The 17,935-nt window shown below is 65.1% G+C and carries 17 protein-coding genes; 7 read left to right on the top strand and 10 right to left on the bottom strand.

Annotated features, from left to right (window positions below):
* A partial coding sequence (locus AC2VLV_RS03595; protein WP_486988670.1) for an MFS transporter occupies positions 1 to 440 on the bottom strand: 440 nt, incomplete at its 3' end.
* Between the two features lie 118 nt (positions 441 to 558).
* Between AC2VLV_RS03595 and AC2VLV_RS03590 the strand changes: the two genes are divergently transcribed.
* A complete protein-coding gene (locus tag AC2VLV_RS03590) occupies positions 559 to 1,479 on the top strand; it encodes a LysR substrate-binding domain-containing protein (RefSeq protein ID WP_486988669.1) in 921 nt (306 codons plus the stop codon).
* On the opposite strand, the gene AC2VLV_RS03585 is transcribed toward AC2VLV_RS03590, so the two are convergent.
* The 8 genes from AC2VLV_RS03585 to AC2VLV_RS03550 all read right to left on the bottom strand — a co-directional run bounded on the left by AC2VLV_RS03585 (position 1,418) and on the right by AC2VLV_RS03550 (position 9,315).
* Positions 1,418 to 2,323 carry a DUF3014 domain-containing protein gene (locus AC2VLV_RS03585; RefSeq protein WP_486988668.1) on the bottom strand — a complete coding sequence of 302 codons (906 nt, stop codon included), beginning with the start codon at positions 2,321 to 2,323 and terminating at the stop codon, positions 1,418 to 1,420. The two genes, AC2VLV_RS03590 and AC2VLV_RS03585, sit on opposite strands and share 62 nt — an antisense overlap.
* A 260-nt stretch (positions 2,324 to 2,583) precedes the next feature.
* Positions 2,584 to 3,891 (bottom strand): glycerate kinase type-2 family protein, encoded by a 1,308-nt coding sequence (locus tag AC2VLV_RS03580; protein WP_486988667.1) that lies wholly within the window; start codon positions 3,889 to 3,891, stop codon positions 2,584 to 2,586.
* A gap of 15 nt (positions 3,892 to 3,906) precedes the next feature.
* Positions 3,907 to 4,836 carry a 2-hydroxy-3-oxopropionate reductase gene (locus AC2VLV_RS03575; RefSeq protein ID WP_486988672.1) on the bottom strand — a complete coding sequence of 310 codons (930 nt, stop codon included), beginning with the start codon at positions 4,834 to 4,836 and terminating at the stop codon, positions 3,907 to 3,909.
* A complete protein-coding gene (gene hyi, locus AC2VLV_RS03570) occupies positions 4,833 to 5,606 on the bottom strand; it encodes a hydroxypyruvate isomerase (protein ID WP_486988666.1) in 774 nt (257 codons plus the stop codon). The genes AC2VLV_RS03575 and hyi overlap by 4 nt, the downstream gene beginning before the upstream one ends.
* 3 nt (positions 5,607 to 5,609) lie before the next feature.
* Positions 5,610 to 7,364, bottom strand: coding sequence for a glyoxylate carboligase (gcl, locus tag AC2VLV_RS03565; protein WP_486988665.1), 1,755 nt, complete (start codon positions 7,362 to 7,364; stop codon positions 5,610 to 5,612).
* Positions 7,365 to 7,491: 127 nt separating this feature from the next.
* A complete protein-coding gene (locus tag AC2VLV_RS03560) occupies positions 7,492 to 7,941 on the bottom strand; it encodes a phosphate-starvation-inducible PsiE family protein (protein WP_486988664.1) in 450 nt (149 codons plus the stop codon).
* Between the two features lie 18 nt (positions 7,942 to 7,959).
* Positions 7,960 to 8,151 carry a 4-oxalocrotonate tautomerase gene (locus tag AC2VLV_RS03555; RefSeq protein ID WP_486988663.1) on the bottom strand — a complete coding sequence of 64 codons (192 nt, stop codon included), beginning with the start codon at positions 8,149 to 8,151 and terminating at the stop codon, positions 7,960 to 7,962.
* 33 nt (positions 8,152 to 8,184) lie between these two features.
* A complete protein-coding gene (locus AC2VLV_RS03550; RefSeq protein ID WP_486988662.1) occupies positions 8,185 to 9,315 on the bottom strand; it encodes a 3-deoxy-7-phosphoheptulonate synthase in 1,131 nt (376 codons plus the stop codon).
* A gap of 472 nt (positions 9,316 to 9,787) precedes the next feature.
* Between AC2VLV_RS03550 and AC2VLV_RS03545 the strand changes: the two genes are divergently transcribed.
* The 6 genes from AC2VLV_RS03545 (at position 9,788) to rarD (ending at position 16,372) form a co-directional block, all read left to right on the top strand.
* Positions 9,788 to 11,026 (top strand): efflux RND transporter periplasmic adaptor subunit, encoded by a 1,239-nt coding sequence (locus AC2VLV_RS03545; RefSeq protein ID WP_486988661.1) that lies wholly within the window; start codon positions 9,788 to 9,790, stop codon positions 11,024 to 11,026.
* 19 nt (positions 11,027 to 11,045) lie between these two features.
* On the top strand, positions 11,046 to 12,248 hold the full coding sequence (locus tag AC2VLV_RS03540) for an ABC transporter permease (protein WP_486988660.1): 1,203 nt from the start codon (positions 11,046 to 11,048) through the stop codon (positions 12,246 to 12,248).
* 19 nt (positions 12,249 to 12,267) lie between these two features.
* On the top strand, positions 12,268 to 12,999 hold the full coding sequence (locus tag AC2VLV_RS03535; RefSeq protein ID WP_486988659.1) for an ABC transporter ATP-binding protein: 732 nt from the start codon (positions 12,268 to 12,270) through the stop codon (positions 12,997 to 12,999).
* A gap of 38 nt (positions 13,000 to 13,037) precedes the next feature.
* Positions 13,038 to 14,180: a carbohydrate porin gene (locus AC2VLV_RS03530; protein ID WP_486988658.1), complete on the top strand. Its 1,143-nt coding sequence runs from the start codon at positions 13,038 to 13,040 to the stop codon at positions 14,178 to 14,180.
* Between the two features lie 60 nt (positions 14,181 to 14,240).
* The gene (gene ychF, locus AC2VLV_RS03525; RefSeq protein ID WP_486988657.1) at positions 14,241 to 15,332 is read left to right on the top strand and encodes a redox-regulated ATPase YchF; all 1,092 of its coding nucleotides are present in this window, start codon (positions 14,241 to 14,243) and stop codon (positions 15,330 to 15,332) included.
* Between the two features lie 116 nt (positions 15,333 to 15,448).
* On the top strand, positions 15,449 to 16,372 hold the full coding sequence (gene rarD, locus AC2VLV_RS03520) for an EamA family transporter RarD (RefSeq protein WP_486988656.1): 924 nt from the start codon (positions 15,449 to 15,451) through the stop codon (positions 16,370 to 16,372).
* A 23-nt stretch (positions 16,373 to 16,395) separates the two neighbouring features.
* On the opposite strand, the gene AC2VLV_RS03515 is transcribed toward rarD, so the two are convergent.
* Positions 16,396 to 17,709 carry a Glu/Leu/Phe/Val family dehydrogenase gene (locus AC2VLV_RS03515; protein WP_486988671.1) on the bottom strand — a complete coding sequence of 438 codons (1,314 nt, stop codon included), beginning with the start codon at positions 17,707 to 17,709 and terminating at the stop codon, positions 16,396 to 16,398.
* Positions 17,710 to 17,935: the final 226 nt, after the last annotated feature.

Genomic DNA, 17,935 nt, shown 5'->3' with positions numbered 1-17,935 from the left:
GCGGTCACCGCCGGAACCTCGGAGGGCGGCCATTCCTCGCTGATATAAGCCACCGTCGCGGTGAACACGCCGGGAATGCACAAGCCCTCGATGGCCCGCCACACAAGCAGGCCGTGCAGCGAGGTGGCCGTGGCCGCCAGCAGGGTGGACAGCCCCAGCCCCGCAAGCGAGACCAGCAGCACCCGCTTGCGGCCAAAGCGGTCTGCCGCGATGCCTGAAAACGGCGCCGCCACCGCGACCGCCAGGGTGGTGAAGGTGATGGTCAGGCTGAGCTCGGCCACGCTGGCGTGGAACACCGACTGCAGGCTGGGCAGCAGCCCCTGCGTGACGTACATGGTGAAAAACGCGCACATGCCCGCCGCCGTGACGGCGGCGCGGCGCAGCCACTCGGGCGGGCCTGCGGCATCCTGAAGCGTCGGGGACAAGGCGGTGGTGGACATGGGCGGGATGATTCGGAGGCGATACGGCGAAGACCAGCAGGCCTTCTTTGATCAAAGCTTAAGTCCGTCTTTTTGATATGTGAAATATCATTTTCTAAAACTCTGATCTGTTTTGGATATGGACTTGCGCCATCTGCGCTACTTCGTCGCCGTTGCCGAAGAGCGCCATTTCACCCGGGCCGCGCAGCGCCTGCATGTCTCGCAACCGCCGCTAAGCCAGCAGATCCAGGCGCTGGAAGCCGAGCTCGGCGTGCCCTTGTTCACCCGTGGGCGCGGCGGAGTGCAGCGCACGGCCGCAGGCGACGCGCTGCTGCCGCTGGCGCGCAGCATTCTCGACGCGGTGGAACACGCCATTGCGCAGACCCGTCAGGTCGGCCGCGGCGAGACCGGCAGGCTGGCCGTGGGCTTTGCCGGCTCGATGCCCTTCACCGATGTGATGCCCCGGCTGCTGCGCGACTTTCGCGCCGCCTGGCCGCAGGTCGCGCTCGATCTGCGCGAGCAGCCTTCGCAATCGCAGATCGACGACCTGCTCGCGCACCGCCTCGATCTGGGTTTCATCCGCACCACGCAGCTGATGCACAACCCCCGACTGTCCACACTGGTAGTGCAGCGCGAACCCTTGCTGGCCGCTCTGCATGCCGACCACCCCCTGGCCGCGAGAGCCAGTCTGCGCCTGAACGATCTGCGCGATCAACCCTTTGTGATCTACAGCGCCAGCCTGGGCGCGGGTCTGCGCGAGCAGACGCTGGCGCTGTGCACCCAGGCCGGTTTCAGCCCGCACATCGCACAGGAAGTGCACGAAATGCCCACTCTCATCGGACTGATCTCGGCCGGATTGGGCGTGGGCATCGTCGCCGCCTCGATGCAGCGCGCCCAGTTGCCCTGGGTCGCCTACCGGCCGCTGGCCGATGTGCAGGCCAGCACCGAGGTGCTCTTGGTGTGGCGGCGCGATGACCCGCAGCCGCCGCTGCGCAACTTCATTGCGCAGGCGAAGGCGCTGTTGCCGCAGGCTGCATCTGCGCCCGCAAATCCTGACTGAACTGACGCAGCCAGTCCTTGACCGCGCGCTCGTTTGCCAGCCCCATGCGCATGAGAATCTTTTGCCCGGCCGGTGCGGCTTCAAGTGCCGGGTCGGCATAGGTGTAAAGCACCTTGGGCTGACGCAGCAGCACCGCCCCCTGCGGTTCGGGCGCCTGCAGCAGATTGGCGATCACAGCCAGCAGACGGTCGTTGAACGCGCTTTTGGGATGCCCCAGCTCCCGCCAAGCCTGCTCGCACAACGGGTAGAGCTGCACATAAAGCCGCGCGGCGCGCTGCGGCGAAATGGCGGTGAGAATCTGCACATAGGGCGCATAGCGACGGGCGTTATCCGGCGCGATGGTCAGATTGCTGCCCTGCCCCGTGGTGCGCAGCGCGCCGGGTACGGGACGCACCGGCCAGACCTGCAGCGGCACGGCCTGCCGCGTCAGGTTGTCCACCGTGGCGACGAAGTGCAGGATGAGATGGCGCGGCACCAGCCACGCCATACCCGGCTTGCCGAGCAAGGCGCCGAGTTCACCCCGCACCGCCGCATCGCTGTTGTGCAAGGCGGGCAGCGATGCCGTGCTGGCGGGCAATTGCAGCGGCGCCGACGCAGCAGAGGCCGCAGGCTGGGGCGCACTGCTGGGCGCGGCGGGCACGCTGCCTGCCTTTGCCGGGGCGGAGGCTGCCGTGGGCACAGCGGCGGTATGGCCCATCCAGGCCTGGGTCCACTGTTGCAGACGCTCGCGGTTGGCATAGCCCAGTACGGCCAGCGCCACAATCAACAGCACCGCCACCAACCAGCCCACGCGGCGTGGCGGCGGTGGACGCAAGGGATCGTTGGATGGGTCAGACTGCGGCATGGCGACCTCCGGAAAAACGTGCAGCCGCAGTATGCCAGCATGCGGCGGAATCAGGTTTTACCGCCAGGCTTTACCGCCGGGTTCAACCCAGATTGTTCATGAGGACACGGGATGATGGCGCGGCGGGTTGGGGAGGGATTTGGCCCTGCGCGACAAGCCCATAGCCCAAGCTATGGGCGCGAAGCGCGGGGCCAAAGACGCCCCAAACCGCCCGCCAGCGCCCGTGTAGGGGCGAAGCCCCGCCTCATGGACAATCAGGGTCAAAGCACCAGCAGGGCGCGAAAATCGTTGACGTTGGTGTAGGTCGGCCCGGTCACCAGCAGATCACCCGTGGCGGCGAACAGGGTGTAGGCGTCGTGGCCATCGAGAAACGCGCGAGGCTTCAGACCGGCGGCGCGGGCGCGGATGAGGGTGTCGGGCGTGATCCAGGCGCCGGCGTTGTCTTCACTGCCGTCGATGCCGTCGGTATCTCCGGCCAGTGCCCAGACGCCGGCCTCGCCATCGAGGGCCAGTGCCAGGGCGAGCAGAAACTCGGTGCCGCGCCCGCCCTTGCCGTGAGAGTTGCCCTTGGCCACGCTCACCGTGGTTTCGCCGCCGGAGAGGATGACGCAGGGCTTGGCGAAGGGCGTGCCGTGACGCGCCACACTGCGCGCCAGCGCGGCGTGCGCCTGGGCGATGTCGCGCGACTCGCCCTCCATGTCGTCGGCCAGGATGTACGCAGGCAAGCCCGCCTGGCGGCAAGCCTCGGCCGCGGCTTGCAGCATTTGCCTGGGCGTGGCGATCATCTCGACCCGGTTGCCGCTGAACACCGCATCGCCCGGCTTGGGCGTTTCGAGCGCGCCGCTTTGCAGTCCGGCGCGGATGCTCTCGGGTATGCCGATGCCATAGCGATCGATGATGGCCAGCGCCTGCGCGCAGGTGCTTGGGTCGGGCACGGTGGGGCCGCTGGCGATGACGTCCGGATCGTCGCCCGGCACGTCGGAAATCAGCAGGGTAAGTACCTGCGCCGGCGCGCACGCCGCGGCAAGCCGCCCGCCCTTGATCGCCGAGAGGTGCTTGCGCACACAGTTCATCTCGCCAATGGTGGCGCCGCTCATCAACAGCTCGCGGTTGATGCGCTGTTTGTCGGCAAGGCTCAGCCCCTCGGTCGGCAGGGGCAGCAGCGCCGAACCGCCGCCGGAGATGAGGCAGATGACGAGATCGTCCGCGGTGAGCCCCTGGGTGAGCGCCAGCATGCGCCGCGCGGCCGCCTCGCCCGCGGCATCGGGCACGGGATGGGCGGTCTCGACCAGTTCGATGCGGCCCTGCCTGCCGCGCAGCGCAGGCGGCACGTAGCCGTAGCGCGTGACGACCAGGCCAGAAACGGGCGCCTCCTGCGGCCATAGAGCGTCGAGTGCCTCGACCATGGCGCCGCTGGCCTTGCCCGCGCCGATGACCAGAGTACGGCCCCTGGGCGGCGGCGGCAGAAACGGCGCCATGACCTCGCGCGGCTGCGCGCGAGCCACGGCCACGTCGAACAGGGCGCGCAGAAACGCGACGGGCTGGGCGGCGGCGCTGGGCAGGGTCATCGCACGACTCGCGGATCAGGCTTCCGGCGCAATGGTGTGGTGGCTCATCAGCTCCACTGCGCGGCACAGCGCGGAGTGATCGAGCCCGTCCATGCCGTTGGCGGCGCAGGCCGACATGAGTTGCTGCGCCACGGCGGTATTGGGCAGCGCGACGCCGAGTTGTTTCGCGCCCGACAGTGCCAGGTTCAGGTCTTTCTGGTGCAGGTTGATGCGGAAGCCCGGCTGGAAGGTGCGCTTGACCATGCGCTCGCCGTGCACTTCGAGAATGCGTGACGCCGCGAAGCCGCCCATCAGCGCCTGACGCACCTTGGCCGGGTCGGCCCCGGCCTTGCTGGCGAACAGCAACGCCTCGGCCACGGCCTGGATGTTGAGCGCGACGATGATCTGGTTGGCCACCTTGCAGGTTTGGCCATCGCCATTGCCGCCGACCAGGGTGATGTTCTTGCCCATGAGCTTGAACAGGGGCTCGACCTTGTCGAACACGTCCTGCTTGCCGCCGACCATGATGGTCAGGCTCGCGGCCTTGGCGCCGACCTCGCCGCCGGAGACCGGCGCGTCGAGATATTCGCAGCCCAGGGCGTTGATCTGCTGGGCGAAGGCCTTGGTTTCCATCGGTCCGATGGAACTCATGTCGACCACGATCTTGCCCGGCGTCAGCCCCTGTGCCACGCCGTCATCGGCGAACAGCACCTTCTGCACATCGGGCGTGTCGGGCACCATGGTGAAAATGATGTCGGCCTTCTGCGCCACTTCGGCATTGCTGGCGCAAGGCTTCGCACCCGCGTCGAGCAGGGCTTGCGGCACTTTGCTGCGGCTGTGAACGTACAGCGTGTGCCCGCCAGCGAGCAGATGCCCCGCCATGGGCGTGCCCATGATGCCCAGTCCGATGAATCCCAGTGTTGCCATGTCGATCTCCGTTTTGTTGTGAACGTGTGTCTGTTTTATAGCGCGGCCAGCCAGCCCAGCCCAGCGGTGGTCGTAGTCTTGGGCTTGTATTCGCAGCCGATGTGGCCGGTGTAGCCGATACGGTCGAGATGCTGGAACAGGAAGGCGTAGTTGATCTCGCCCGTGCCCGGTTCAAAGCGCCCGGGGTTGTCGGCCAGCTGGATGTGGGCGATACGCGGCAGGTGCTTTTGCATCGTCGCGGCCAGCTCGCCTTCCATGCGCTGCATGTGATAGATGTCGTACTGCAGGAACAGGTTGTCGCTACCCACCTCGTCCATGAGGGCCAGCGCCTGCGCCGTGCCGTGCAGGTAAAAACCGGGAATGTCGAAGGTGTTGATCGGCTCGATCAGCAGACGGATGCCGTGGGCGCCAAGTTGCCCCGCGGCGTAACGCAGGTTCTCGACGAAGGTGGCCCGCAGCACGGCAGGATCGGCGCCCGCCGGGGCCTTGCCCGCCAGACAGTTGACTTGGGTGACGCCCAGCGCAGTGGCGTATTCGATGGCCTTGGCCACGCCCTCGCGGAATTCATTCACCCGGTCGGGCAGGCAGGCGATGCCGCGCTCGCCCGCATCCCAGTCGCCCGCGGGCAGGTTGTGCAGCACGATCTGCACCCCGGCTTCCAGCGCGGCGTTGCGCACCTGCTGCGCGGTGTGGGCGTAGGGAAAGAGGAATTCCACCGCCTTGAAACCGGCTTTGGCGGCGGCTTCGAAACGGTCGATGAAGGGCTCTTCGGTGAAGAGCATGGTGAGGTTGGCGGCAAATTGGGGCATGGTTCAGGCCTCTGCAGGAACGAGATCAATCACAGGATCGAATTCGGTGATGGCGTCAATTTCACCACCCATGGCGATGTTCGTCACGCGCTCGAGAATGATCTCGACCACCACGGGCACGGCAAACTCCTTCATCAACTGCCGCGCCTGCGCCAGCGCAGGCTGAATCTGGTTGGGGTCGAACACGCGAATGGCCTTGCAGCCCAGCCCTTCGGTCACCTTGACGAAGTCGATACCGTAACCGCTGACTTCGGGCGAGTTGACGTTGTCAAACGAGAGTTGCACGCAGAAGTCCATATCGAACTGGCGCTGGCCCTGGCGGATCAAGCCAAGATAGGAGTTGTTCACCACGATGTGGATGTAGGGCAGCTTGAACTGCGCGCCCACTGCCAGTTCCTCGATGAGAAACTGGAAGTCGTAGTCGCCGGAAATGGCCACCACGTCCGCGGTCGGATCGGCCACGCGCACGCCCAGTGCGGCGGGCATGGTCCAGCCCAGCGGGCCCGCCTGGCCGGCGTTGATCCAGTGGCGCGGCTTCTCCACCTTGAGCAACTGCGCCGCGGCGATTTGCGACAGGCCGATGGTGGTGACGTAGCGCGTGTTGGCGTCGAAAAACTCGACCATCTCCTTGTAAACGCGGTGGGGCTTGATGGGGATCTGGCCGTAGTCCCACTTGCGCAACATCGTTTGCACCCGCTCGCGGCAGGCCCCCGCCCAGGCGCTGCGGTCTTTGAGTTTGCCCGCCGCCTTGCGCTCGCGCGCCACCGAGATGAACAGTTCGAGCGCCGCCTTCGCATCGGAGGTGATGCCGTAATCGGGCATGAACACCCGGCCGATCTGCGTGGGCTCGATGTCCACGTGCAGAATCTTTCGGCCCTTGGCATACACCTCGGGCGAGCCGGTGTGGCGGTTGGCCCAGCGGTTGCCGATGCCCAGCACCAGGTCGGAAGCCAGCAGGTTGGCATTGCCGCCACGGTGCGAGGTTTGCAGGCCGACCATGCCCGCCATCAGCGGATGGCTGTCGCCAATGGCGCCCCAACCCATCAGAGTGGGAATCACCGGCACGCCGGTCAGCTCGGCGAACTGCACCAGCAGATCGGTCGCGTCGGCATTGATCACGCCGCCGCCGGCGACGATCAGCGGGCGCTCGGCCGCTTCGAGCATGTCCAGCGCCTTCTCGATCTGTGCCTTGGTCGCCGTGGGCTTGTAGACCGCCAGCGGCGCGTAAGTGTCGGCGTCGAACTCGATTTCGGCGAGCTGCACGTCCAGCGGCAAGTCGATCAGCACCGGCCCCGGACGGCCCGAGCGCATCACATGGAACGCCTGCTGAAACACTTGCGGCACCAGCGCGGGCTCGCGCACGGTGACCGCCCACTTGCACACCGGCTTGGCAATGGACTCGATGTCCACCGCCTGAAAGTCTTCCTTGTACAGCCGCGCGCGCGGCGCCTGGCCGGTGATGCACAGAATGGGAATGGAGTCGGCGATGGCCGAATACAGCCCGGTGATCATGTCGGTGCCCGCCGGCCCGGAGGTGCCAATGCACACACCAATATGGCCCGGCGCGGTGCGGGTGTAGCCCTCGGCCATGTGCGACGCCGCCTCGACGTGCCGCGCCAGCACATGCGCGATGTGACCGTTCTTGCGCAGCGCGGAATAAAGGGGGTTGATCGCCGCACCCGGCACGCCGAAGGCCTGATGCACACCTTCTTTTTCGAGCACTAAAACTGCGGCATCCACCGCACGCATTCTGGCCATGATTCCCTCTCCTCGTTGGGGCGCCCGGCGAACTATGCAGGGCATTTCAGACCATCAGTCTATTGACTGGATGACGGGATGTGAATAGAAGCAGAAAGCGAAAGATTCAGCACTTTTCAATGACCAATCAACTTCCGGAGCCGGCGCCCTGCTCACCCGGCATCACCCGGCGCACCAGAAAGTAAGTGATGCCCACCGCCACGACCGCCGCAGTGATCAGGCCGTAGGTCCAGGCCCAGTTCTGCAACTGCCCCTGGCTCTCGACCGGAATGATGATGAGCTGACGCAACAGGGTGATGAGCGCGGCCTCGATGAACACCAGCACCGAAAAATTGCCGGTGCGCATGTAACGGATTTCGGCGGAAATCAGCGACGACAGCACCCAGAGGATGAACAGATTGCCCAGGGCGTGCAAAAAACCCTGCGCCACCGCGCCGGAACGCACGGTCTGCACCACGTCCTGCCCGAACTGCCAGATCAGCAACAGGCTGGCCACGAGCAGCACGATGGCCATGAACACATGAAGCAGCTTGTTGGTCTGCTCCATGAGCGATTCGAACCACTTATAGCCCACCATGTGGCGCTCCTGTCTGGTTCACTCGCGCGGCTCGCTCCACAGCTTGCCGCCGGTGGCCCAGTGCGACTTGGGCACCTCGTTGAGGATGATGTCCACTGCGTCGGGCGAACACTTGAGGGTGTCGACCACGGCCTGCGTGATGTTCTGGACGAGTTGTTTTTTCACCTCGGGGCTGCGGCCCTCGAAGAGGTCGATTCGGATGGCGGGCATGGGTTCTCCTGCGGTTCAGTGAAAAAACAAAGCTTACTTCGCCGACTTGTGTTTGCGCCGCGCCTTGACGCCGTCGGCCAGCACCTGCATCAGCTCGACCGAATCGTCCCACGGCAGACAGGCGTCAGTGATGCTCTGGCCGTAGGTGAGCTGGGACGGATCGTCCTTGCCTGCGGTGAATTTCTGCGCCCCGCCGTGCAGATGGCTCTCGGCCATGACGCCGAAAATGCAGCGCTCACCCGCGCCCAGTTGCGCGGCGATGTCGCGCGCCACGTCGAGCTGGCGCATGTGCTGCTTGGCGCTGTTGGCATGCGAGCAGTCAATCATCAGGCGGCAGTCGAGCTTGGCCTCTTCGAGTGCGGCGCAGGCTTCGCGCACGCTGGCGGCGTCGTAGTTGGGCGTCTTGCCGCCACGCAAAATGACGTGGGTATCTTTATTGCCACGGGTCTGCACGATGGCCACCTGCCCGTTTTTATGCACGGACAAAAAGGAGTGCGGCCGACGCGCGGCGTGAATCGCGTCGATCGCGATGCGCAGGCTGCCGTCGGTGCCATTCTTGAAGCCGATCGGCGCCGACAACCCCGAAGCCAGCTCGCGGTGCACCTGGCTCTCGGTGGTGCGCGCGCCAATGGCACCCCACGAGATGAGATCGGCGATGTACTGCGGCGAAATCACGTCGAGGAATTCGCTGCCCGCAGGCACGCCCAGGCGATTGATGTCGATCAGCACCTCGCGGGCGATGCGCAGGCCCTCGTCGATGCGAAAACTCTCGTCCAGATACGGATCGTTGATCAGCCCCTTCCAGCCCACCGTCGTGCGCGGCTTCTCGAAATACACCCGCATGACGATTTCCAGCTCGCCCGCATGCTGTTTGCGCAGCACCGCCAGCCGCTGGGCGTAGTCGAGCGCGGCCTTGGGGTCGTGAATGGAACAGGGGCCGATGATGAGCAACAGCCGGTCGTCCTCGCCATGGATGATGCGATGCAGGGCATGGCGGGTGTCGCTCACCAGCGTTTCCACCGGTGTGTCGGCGATGGGAAAGAAGCGGATGAGATGCTCCGGCGGCGGCAGAGGCACGATGTGCTTGATGCGGGCGTTGTCGGTGCGGGAGGTCTTGTCCTCCTGCGGTTTGTGCAAAGACTCTGCGGCGGATTTGGACTGCATCGGAAGCTCTCCTGCGGGCATGGTGGGCATGGAAGCCGCTAAAGGCGCGGCGGATTCACGGACTGCGGATAGATCGAACATGGGACTTTTCGCCACCCGACGGCCGAAAAAAAACCGCCGGGCTTTGCCGGCGGTTTTCGAGGATTTGTGGGCTGCGTTATTCAGTCGCGCTTCAGCCTCTCCCTCCGCCGGTGCGGTGCGAGAAATACCAAAAACCAAAAAAGTAGAAACGGTTTGAGGTCATGGCGCGGTTGTTGCGGTTAGCGTCTGAAGGTTTTGATTGAAGCAGAACGGGCGCCTGCTGGCAAGCGTGCGCGTTTTGTCGCCTCAAAATGGTTTCGCACTTTGTCGCAGCGCAACAGCGCCTGCGGCAGCATCGGAACCCCGCGGCGCAACACTTATCTCCTCTCTATGATGCTCAACTTTCGCCTGGACGCGACTCCGGGCGTCGAAAATCTCCGCCGTTCAACTCATGCCCGCCACACCCAAAACCTCCCGATTTCCCTGGCAGCGCCTGCTTTGGGTGCTGCTCGCGCTGGCCATTGCGGCTGCCGTGCTGTGGTGGCGCAGCCGTCCGCCGGAAGTCTCTGGCTACAAGATCGAAACCCGCAATCTGGTGCAAAACGTGGTGGCCACCGGCTATGTGATCACCCCTTCCAGAGTGCAGGTGGCGAGCGAAATCACCGGCACGGTGGTGAAGCGGCTGGTCGATCGTGGCGAGCACGTCAAAGCCGGGCAGGTCTTGCTCGAACTGCGCGCCGACCAGACTTCGGCCCAGCTCGAACAGGCGCGCGCCGCCTTGCGTCAGTTGGTCGAACAGTCGCGCCCGCAGGCTGCCGCCGCGCTGGCGCAGGCCAAGGTGCAGGTCGAGCAGGCCGAGCGCGACCTCAAGCGCGCGCAGGGGGTGTTCGACGCGGGAGGCGGCTCGGCGCAGCAACTCGAACAGGCGCAGACCGCCCTGCGCAACGCCCGCCAGCAGCGCGACAGCGCCCAGGCGGCTTACAACGCCGTGGCGCCCGGCGGCGCACAACAGCGCGTGCTCGAAGCCGCGCTCAATGCCGCCAGCGCGGTGAATGCGCGCAATGTGGTGCGCGCCGGGGTGTCGGGCGTGGTGCTGGCGCGCAATGTGGAAGTGGGCGATACGGTCACGCCCGGCCAGCCGCTTTTCACTCTGGCGATGGACGGCGCCACCGAAATTCTGTTGCCCGTCAACGAGCAGAGCATCGGCAATCTGCAACTTGGTCAGCAGGCAAGCTGCGTTGCGGACGCCTATCCCGACCGCAGTTTTGCGGCGCAGGTGAGCTTTCTCGCGCCGCAGGTCGACCGCACGACCGGCACGCTGGAAGTGCGCCTGCGCGTGCCTACCCCGCCGGTCTGGCTCAAGCAGGACATGACCGTGTCGGCCGACATCATCACCGCGCAGCGAAGCAACACGCTGGTCGTACCCAACGAGGCCTTGCGCCGCATCGACGGCGACCAGGCCACGGTGCTGGTGCTGCGGGGTGGCCGGGCCGAGGCGCAACAGGTCAAGCTCGGGCTGCGCGGGCTCACGCTCACGCAGATCGTCTCCGGGCTGTCGTCGGGAGAGTCGGTCATCGGCGGCGCCAGCGTGAAACCCGGCGAGCGCGTGCAACTGCAACTCCTGCCCCTGCCCGCCGCGGCCGCAAGCGGTGCGGCTTCGGGCAACGACCTGCCTATGCCGGGCCGCTGAACCTCGCGCCCCTGAATCCATGCGCCTGTCCTGGAATATCGCGCTGCAATTCCTGCGGGATGGGCGCGCGCAATCGCTGCTCATTCTCATCGGCATCGCCGTGGGCTCGGCGGTGATCGTGTTCATCACCGCCCTGGTCACCGGCCTGCAAGGCAATATCGTCAACCGCACGCTGGGCAGCCAGCCGCAGATCGTGGTGAAGGCGCCCGATCTGGTGCCGCTGACCCCGCCGCCCGCGTCCGACACCACCTATTTGTCGCGCATCGACCCGCGACCGCAGCGCCTGCGCGGCATCGACAATGCCGCCGCGGTGCTGCATGCCATCCGCACCATGCCCGACGTGAAAGCGGCAACCCCCGTGGTATCGGGCCCGGCCTTTGCCCAGCGCGGCAATGCGGTGCGCGCGGTGGCCATCCTCGGCATCGAGCCGTCGAGCTATGTGCGCATCATTCCGATTGACACCGATATCGTCGCCGGGCAGTTCGCGGTGGGCGCGGAAAAAATTCTCATCGGCTCGCGGCTCGCCTCCGATCTCGGTCTGTCGATCGGCGACACCCTGCGACTCACCGGCCCCTCGGGCCAGGCGCAGGCCTATCGCGTGGCGGGCATTTTCACCATCGGCGTGCGCGATGTGGACGAGCGCCAGATCTATCTCGGACTGCAGCAGGCGCAAACGCTGCTGGGCCTGCCCGGCTCCATCACCGAAATCGACCTGAGCGTGCACGACCTGTTCAGCGCCCAGGCCATCGCCGCGCGCATTGCCCGCACCTTCGACGTCAAGGCCGAGAGCTGGATGACCACCAACAGCCAGCTGCTCAATGCGCTGCGCTCGCAGTCGCTCTCCACCAACATCATCCGCCTGTCCATTGCGCTGTCGGTGGCGTTGGGCATCGCCAGCGTGCTGGCGGTCAGCGTGGTGCAGCGCACGCGCGAAATCGGCATCCTGCGCGCCATGGGCGCCACCCGGCTGCGCATGATGTCGGTGTTTCTCATTCAGGGCGGCGTGCTCGGCCTGATCGGCTCCACCATCGGCGCCCTGCTCGGCGTGAGTCTGGTTTACGTCTTCAACACCTCGGGGCCGCGACTGTTTCCGGTCACCATCAGCCCGTGGCTGGTGCCGCAGGCCATGCTGATCGCCACATTGGCGGGCATCATCGCCGCCTTCGCCCCGGCGCGGCGTGCCTCGCACCTCGATCCTGTCGAGGCCATTCGCACCGTTTGAGAGGGTGTGACCCTTGCCGATGTCGTCTCCCGCCACCTCATCCAACCCGTCGCCCGTGCTGCGCCTTGAAGGGCTGCGCAAAGCCTATGGCCTGGGCACGCCGCTCGAAGTCGAAGTGCTGCACGGCATCGACCTCACCGTGCACAACGGCGAGTTTGCCGCGCTCATCGGCCCGTCCGGTTCGGGCAAGAGCACCCTTCTCAACCTCATCGGCCTGCTCGACACGCCCACCAGCGGCGAAATTCATGTTCAAGGTCGGCCCACCGTGGACTTGAACGATACCGCCCGCACCGCCCTGCGCGGGCGCTCACTGGGCTTCGTGTTCCAGTTCCACCACCTCATCAACGCCTTCAGCGTGATCGACAACGTGATGATTCCCGCGCTGCTCGGCGGCGCAAAGCCCGATGCTGCCACGCGCGCTCGCGCCCTCGAACTGCTCGACGCTGTTGGTTTGGCGATGCACGCGCACAAGCGCCCGACCGAACTCTCCGGCGGCCAGCAGCAGCGCGTGGCCATTGCCCGGGCGCTGATGATCCGCCCCCCCATCCTGCTGGCGGATGAGCCCACCGGCAACCTCGACTCGCACGCCGCCGACGATGTGTTCGCCCTGTTCCGCCGTTTCAACCAGACCTTCGGCTGCGCCGTGCTGCTGGTGACGCACGATCCGCGCATCGCCGCCCGATGCGACCGTGTGCTTGAAATGCTCGATGGTCGCCTGGTTTCGGACCGTCACCAGCTCGTTCAGGCATAATCTCAAATACGACTAGTTACTATTTGCAATGAACGGAAATGCCTACGCGCCTGCAACTCTCAGCCCTCGGCGCACTGCTCGCCGCCGCCCTGTGGCAGCCTGCAGCAGCCCAGACACCTGACGCCAACCTTCAGCTCGCCCCCTTTGCCGCGCCCATCACCCCGCCGGGGCAGACCTGGAGCAGAGGACTGAGCACCACGCTCCACCTTGACGCTGAGACGCTCGGTGTGGTGGGCGGCAGCGGTGCACGCCAAGCCATCTCGGTGGCCGCCTTTCAAGCTGCACTCACCCTAGACACCGCGCAGGCCGGTTGGTGGCAGGGCGGTCAGTTCGACATCATGCTCATGGGCCTGCGCAGCAACGGCAATCTAGAGAGCGCCACCCAGACGGTACAGCTGCCAAGCAACCTCTGGGCGCCCAATTTCCTGCGCCTCTATCAACTCAGCTACCGCCAACAGTTCGGCCCAGGTTTCGTGCAGGGCGGCATCATGGACGCGAACAACACGTTCGACACCACCGGCGTGGGCGGCCATTTGCACAATGCCTCATTCGGCATTGCGCCCACCCTGACCTCCAACGCCAACATAGCCACCTTCCCCAATCCTGGCCTGGGGCTGATGGGCGGGCTCGATCTGGGCAACGGCTGGTCGGCGCAGGCGGGCGTGTGGCAGGGCGACCCTCCGGGCATGACGGGCGCACTCCATCGCGGCGCCCTGTGGATCGCCGAAGCCGATCGCTCCTGGGGCGGAGCCGAACACACGCAGGGCACGCTGAAACTGGGCGCCTGGCATCTGCAGCAGAACACTGCAGCCTACGGCCCCGACAGTGACGGTTTATACGCGGTGAACGAATGGCGCTGGAAAGATGCCGACCGACGCGAGTGGGCCGCTTTCCTGCAAGGCGGCTGGAGCCCGGCGGCGTCCAACCCGGTACAGGGCTATATCGGCGCGGGCGTGCGGATTCAGGGGCTAAACGCCGCTCGCCCTGCCGACGTACTCACCCTCGGCGTGGCGCAGGCACGCCTGAATTCGCTGCCCAGCGAAACCGTGATCGAGGCGGTGTACTCGCTGCAACTCGCCCGCCATCTCTACCTGCAGCCCGACATCCAGCACATTCAGAACCCCGGTGGCGAATCCGGTCATCAGTGGGTTGCGGGGCTGCGGGTGCACATCGAACATTAGGCCCGCCCCTACAATCCGTGGCTTCGCGCGCGACCCTGTGCGCTCATCCATTCCCACACCATGAGCCTGAAATGCGGCATCGTGGGCTTGCCCAACGTGGGCAAGTCCACCCTCTTCAATGCGCTGACCCAAAGCGCCATTCCGGCGGAAAACTACCCTTTCTGCACCATCGAGCCCAACACCGGCATCGTCGAATTGCCCGATCCGCGGCTTGATCAACTCGCGGTCATCGTCAAGCCGCAGCGCGTTCTGCCCGCGGTGGTCGAGTTCGTCGACATTGCCGGACTCGTGGCTGGCGCGAGCCAAGGCGAGGGGCTGGGCAACCAGTTTCTGGCGCACATCCGCGAGACCGACGCCATCATCAACGTGGTGCGCTGCTTTGAAGATCCGAATGTGATTCACGTCGCCGGCCGGGTTGACCCGATCTCGGACATCGCCGTGATTCAGACCGAGCTCTGTCTGGCCGATCTGGGCACGGCGGAGAAGAGCCTGCACCGCATGAACAAGCAGGGACGTTCCGGCGACAAGGACGCCAGGCGGGTCGCCGATCTGTTGGAGCGCATCATCCCAGCGCTCAACGAGGCGCGCCCGGTGCGCGCCCTGGGGCTCAGCGCCGAAGAACGCGCCCTGATCGCCCCGCTGTGCCTCATCACGGCCAAGCCGGCCATGTTCGTCGGCAACGTGATGGAGGACGGCTTCGAGAACAACCCCCACCTTGACCAGCTGCGCGAGTATGCGGCCAAGGAGAACGCCCCAGTCGTGGCCATCTGCGCCAAACTAGAGAGCGAACTGGCCGGTCTCGATGCGGAAGAGAAGCAAGCCTTCCTCGCCGATCTCGGGCAGGAAGAGCCGGGACTGAACCGCCTCATCCGCGCAGCCTTCAAGCTGCTCGGCCTGCAGACCTACTTCACCGCCGGGGTGAAGGAAGTGCGGGCCTGGACGGTGCACGTTGGCGCGACCGCGCCACAGGCCGCTGCAGTGATTCACACCGATTTCGAGCGGGGCTTCATCCGCGCCCAGACCATCGCGTTTGACGACTTCATCCAGTACGGCGGCGAGCAGGGCGCCAAAGACGCGGGCAAGATGCGGGCCGAAGGCAAGGAATACATCGTCAAGGATGGCGACGTGCTGCATTTCCTCTTCAACGTCTGAGCCTTCTTTTGCCGCCGCGCGGTGACGCGCTGCAAATCCTCACGGCTGCAGCTACAGTATGCAGCCCGGCTTGCCGATGTCTGTCATCGGCAAGCCCAAAAAGCCCATCCGTTCACATGAATTCCGGCGTTGTTTACGCCCTGGCGGCGTACGTCATCTGGGGCCTGTTTCCGCTTTACTTCAAGGCGCTCGAACAGGTTCCCTCCCTGCAGATCCTCGCGCACCGCATGGCGTGGTCGCTGCTTTTTGTCGCTTTGCTGCTAGCGGTTCTCAAGCGCTGGTCCTGGATGCGGCTGCTGCGCGAACAGCCCGCCCTACTCGCTCGTTTTACGCTCAGTGCCGTGCTCCTTTCGAGCAATTGGGGCATCTATATCTGGGCGGTGAACAGCAACCACGTGGTTGACGCAAGTCTGGGCTATTACATCAATCCCTTGGTCAACGTGGCTCTCGGATCGGTTCTTCTGCATGAACGTCTGCGCGGTCTGCAGTGGGTCGCTCTGGCCATTGCTGCGGTGGGCGTGACGGTCATGGCGATCGAGGTCGGCCATGTGCCGTGGATCAGTCTCAGCCTGGCGCTCACCTTCGGCAGTTACGCGCTGCTCAGAAAGACCGCGCCGCTGGGAGCGCTCGAAGGCCTCGCCGTGGAAACCGCGGTGCTATTCCCGCTGGCCGTGGCCTATCTGTTCTGGTTGAGCGCCCAGGGCATGAATGCCTTTGCCTCTGCCGACCTCTCCACGCGCGGGCTGCTGGTGGCGGCAGGCCCGATCACCACCATCCCCTTGCTGCTGTTCGCTGCGGGCGCTCGTCGCATGTCGATGACCTTGCTGGGGGTTTTGCAGTACATCACCCCCACTCTGCAACTGGCGCTGGGCGTCTGGCTTTATCACGAGCCTTTTGCAGCCGCGAAAATGATCGGATTCGGCTTGGTCTGGGTGGGCCTTGCCGTGTTTCTACTGGACGGTTTGCGCGCAGCCTGGGGCCGCCCAACCACCGCGCTGCAGTCATTGGATGACGGCGTCGCGGCGCCCCCCAAGCCCTGAGGGGCGGGCAAAGACAACCCGCTTCAGGGATAAAGGCCGCGTTCTTCGCGCGCTTGCAGCACCCGTTCGCAAGCCACCACGAAAGCGGCCGTTCTCAGGCTGATTTTCAGCTGATCGGCGGTATCCCAGATCCGGGACAAGGCATTACCAAGAATCTTGTCGAGGCGGGCGTTGATGTCGTCTTCATCCCAGAAGAAGCTCGAAAAGTCTTGCACCCATTCGAAGTATGAAACCGTCACACCACCCGCGTTGCAGATGACGTCGGGGACGACAAGAATGCCCCGGCTTGCACAGACATCGTCTGCGCCGGGCAACGTCGGGCCGTTCGCGCCTTCGAGTATGAGCTTGGCGGTGGTTTTGCGGGCACGTTCTGCCGTCACTTGTCCCTCCAAAGCGGCGGGAATCAACACATCACAGCGCACATCCCAGAACGCTTCATCGTCGGCTTTTTGTCCGCCCGAGAATCCGCCGACGCCGCCATGACTGCTGACATGGCGCAGCAACGCGGCCACATCCAATCCTTGTTCATGAATGATCGTGCCGGTGTGATCCTGCACTGCCACGATCTTCGCGCCCGCTTGCGCGAACAACTCCGCTGCGGTACCGCCCACGTTGCCGAAGCCCTGGACAGCGATCCTCAAACTTTTCACGTCAAGGCCCAGGCGCCTGATGGCCTCACTGCCGGTCACGAACACGCCGCGCCCCGTGGCCTTGACCCGACCGAGAGAACCTCCGAGCGGAATCGGCTTGCCCGTCACCACCCCGGTGGCGGTGGCGCCGACGTTCATGGAATACGTGTCCATCATCCAGGCCATGATCTGCCCGTTGGTGTTGACGTCCGGCGCGGGAATATCCTGCTGCGGCCCGATGATGATGCCGATTTCGCTGGTATAGCGGCGGGTCAGCCGCTCAAGCTCCTTGCGCGACAGCTCTGAAGGGGTCACCCGAATGCCCCCCTTCGCCCCGCCGTAAGGCAGGCCAACGGCGGCGTTCTTGATGGTCATCCAGGCCGACAACGCCATCACTTCTTCCAGCGTGACATTGGGGTGATAGCGAACGCCGCCTTTGCCCGGCCCGCGCGACAGATTGTGCTGCACCCGGTAGCCCTCAAAGTGCCGCACCGAGCCATCGTCCATCTCGATTGGCACATCGACGATGAGTGCTCGCTTCGGGCGCTTCAAGGTTTCCCCCCAACGGGCCAGATGACCCAAGTGAGGCAGTACCCGATCAACCTGGGCCAGATAGGTCAGCCAGGGGCTGTCCGGCTCGGGATGGATATACGACAGCGTGCAAACCGGCGGTGCGGTTACGTGTTCTTTGGACTCGGGTGTTTTCATTGCGTCTCCTAGGCTGTGTTGTTGTTTGGCCGAGACCTCCTTGGCTTCGTGAGCCTTGGCGCCATCAGCGGGGGCCGGCAGGCCCTTCAACACACTGTAGTCCACCGAGCGAACGCCGTACATCCTGTGCCGGTATGCAGAAGCAAGACGTGCAAGCAATTCTGACGGCACGAGACGAGCCGAAAAAGAACAGCGCAAAAAGCCCGTCGCCCGCTGCTCCGCATCT

The sequence above is a fragment of the Thiomonas sp. TH-17 genome, assembly GCF_057473305.1.
This window is presented reverse-complemented; position numbering and strand designations above follow the sequence as displayed.

What these genes read in the sequence shown, in the direction of transcription:
- AC2VLV_RS03590 (WP_486988669.1), top strand. Translation starts at nt 559, where the DNA reads ATGGACTTGCGCCATCTGCGCTACTTCGTCGCCGTTGCCGAAGAGCGC.
- AC2VLV_RS03585 (WP_486988668.1), bottom strand. Translation starts at nt 2,323, where the DNA reads ATGCCGCAGTCTGACCCATCCAACGATCCCTTGCGTCCACCGCCGCCA.
- AC2VLV_RS03580 (WP_486988667.1), bottom strand. Translation starts at nt 3,891, where the DNA reads ATGACCCTGCCCAGCGCCGCCGCCCAGCCCGTCGCGTTTCTGCGCGCC.
- hyi (WP_486988666.1), bottom strand. Translation starts at nt 5,606, where the DNA reads ATGCCCCAATTTGCCGCCAACCTCACCATGCTCTTCACCGAAGAGCCC.
- gcl (WP_486988665.1), bottom strand. Translation starts at nt 7,364, where the DNA reads ATGGCCAGAATGCGTGCGGTGGATGCCGCAGTTTTAGTGCTCGAAAAA.
- AC2VLV_RS03560 (WP_486988664.1), bottom strand. Translation starts at nt 7,941, where the DNA reads ATGGTGGGCTATAAGTGGTTCGAATCGCTCATGGAGCAGACCAACAAG.
- AC2VLV_RS03555 (WP_486988663.1), bottom strand. Translation starts at nt 8,151, where the DNA reads ATGCCCGCCATCCGAATCGACCTCTTCGAGGGCCGCAGCCCCGAGGTG.
- AC2VLV_RS03550 (WP_486988662.1), bottom strand. Translation starts at nt 9,315, where the DNA reads ATGCAGTCCAAATCCGCCGCAGAGTCTTTGCACAAACCGCAGGAGGAC.
- AC2VLV_RS03545 (WP_486988661.1), top strand. Translation starts at nt 9,788, where the DNA reads ATGCCCGCCACACCCAAAACCTCCCGATTTCCCTGGCAGCGCCTGCTT.
- AC2VLV_RS03540 (WP_486988660.1), top strand. Translation starts at nt 11,046, where the DNA reads ATGCGCCTGTCCTGGAATATCGCGCTGCAATTCCTGCGGGATGGGCGC.
- AC2VLV_RS03535 (WP_486988659.1), top strand. Translation starts at nt 12,268, where the DNA reads ATGTCGTCTCCCGCCACCTCATCCAACCCGTCGCCCGTGCTGCGCCTT.
- AC2VLV_RS03530 (WP_486988658.1), top strand. Translation starts at nt 13,038, where the DNA reads ATGCCTACGCGCCTGCAACTCTCAGCCCTCGGCGCACTGCTCGCCGCC.
- ychF (WP_486988657.1), top strand. Translation starts at nt 14,241, where the DNA reads ATGAGCCTGAAATGCGGCATCGTGGGCTTGCCCAACGTGGGCAAGTCC.
- rarD (WP_486988656.1), top strand. Translation starts at nt 15,449, where the DNA reads ATGAATTCCGGCGTTGTTTACGCCCTGGCGGCGTACGTCATCTGGGGC.
- AC2VLV_RS03515 (WP_486988671.1), bottom strand. Translation starts at nt 17,709, where the DNA reads ATGAAAACACCCGAGTCCAAAGAACACGTAACCGCACCGCCGGTTTGC.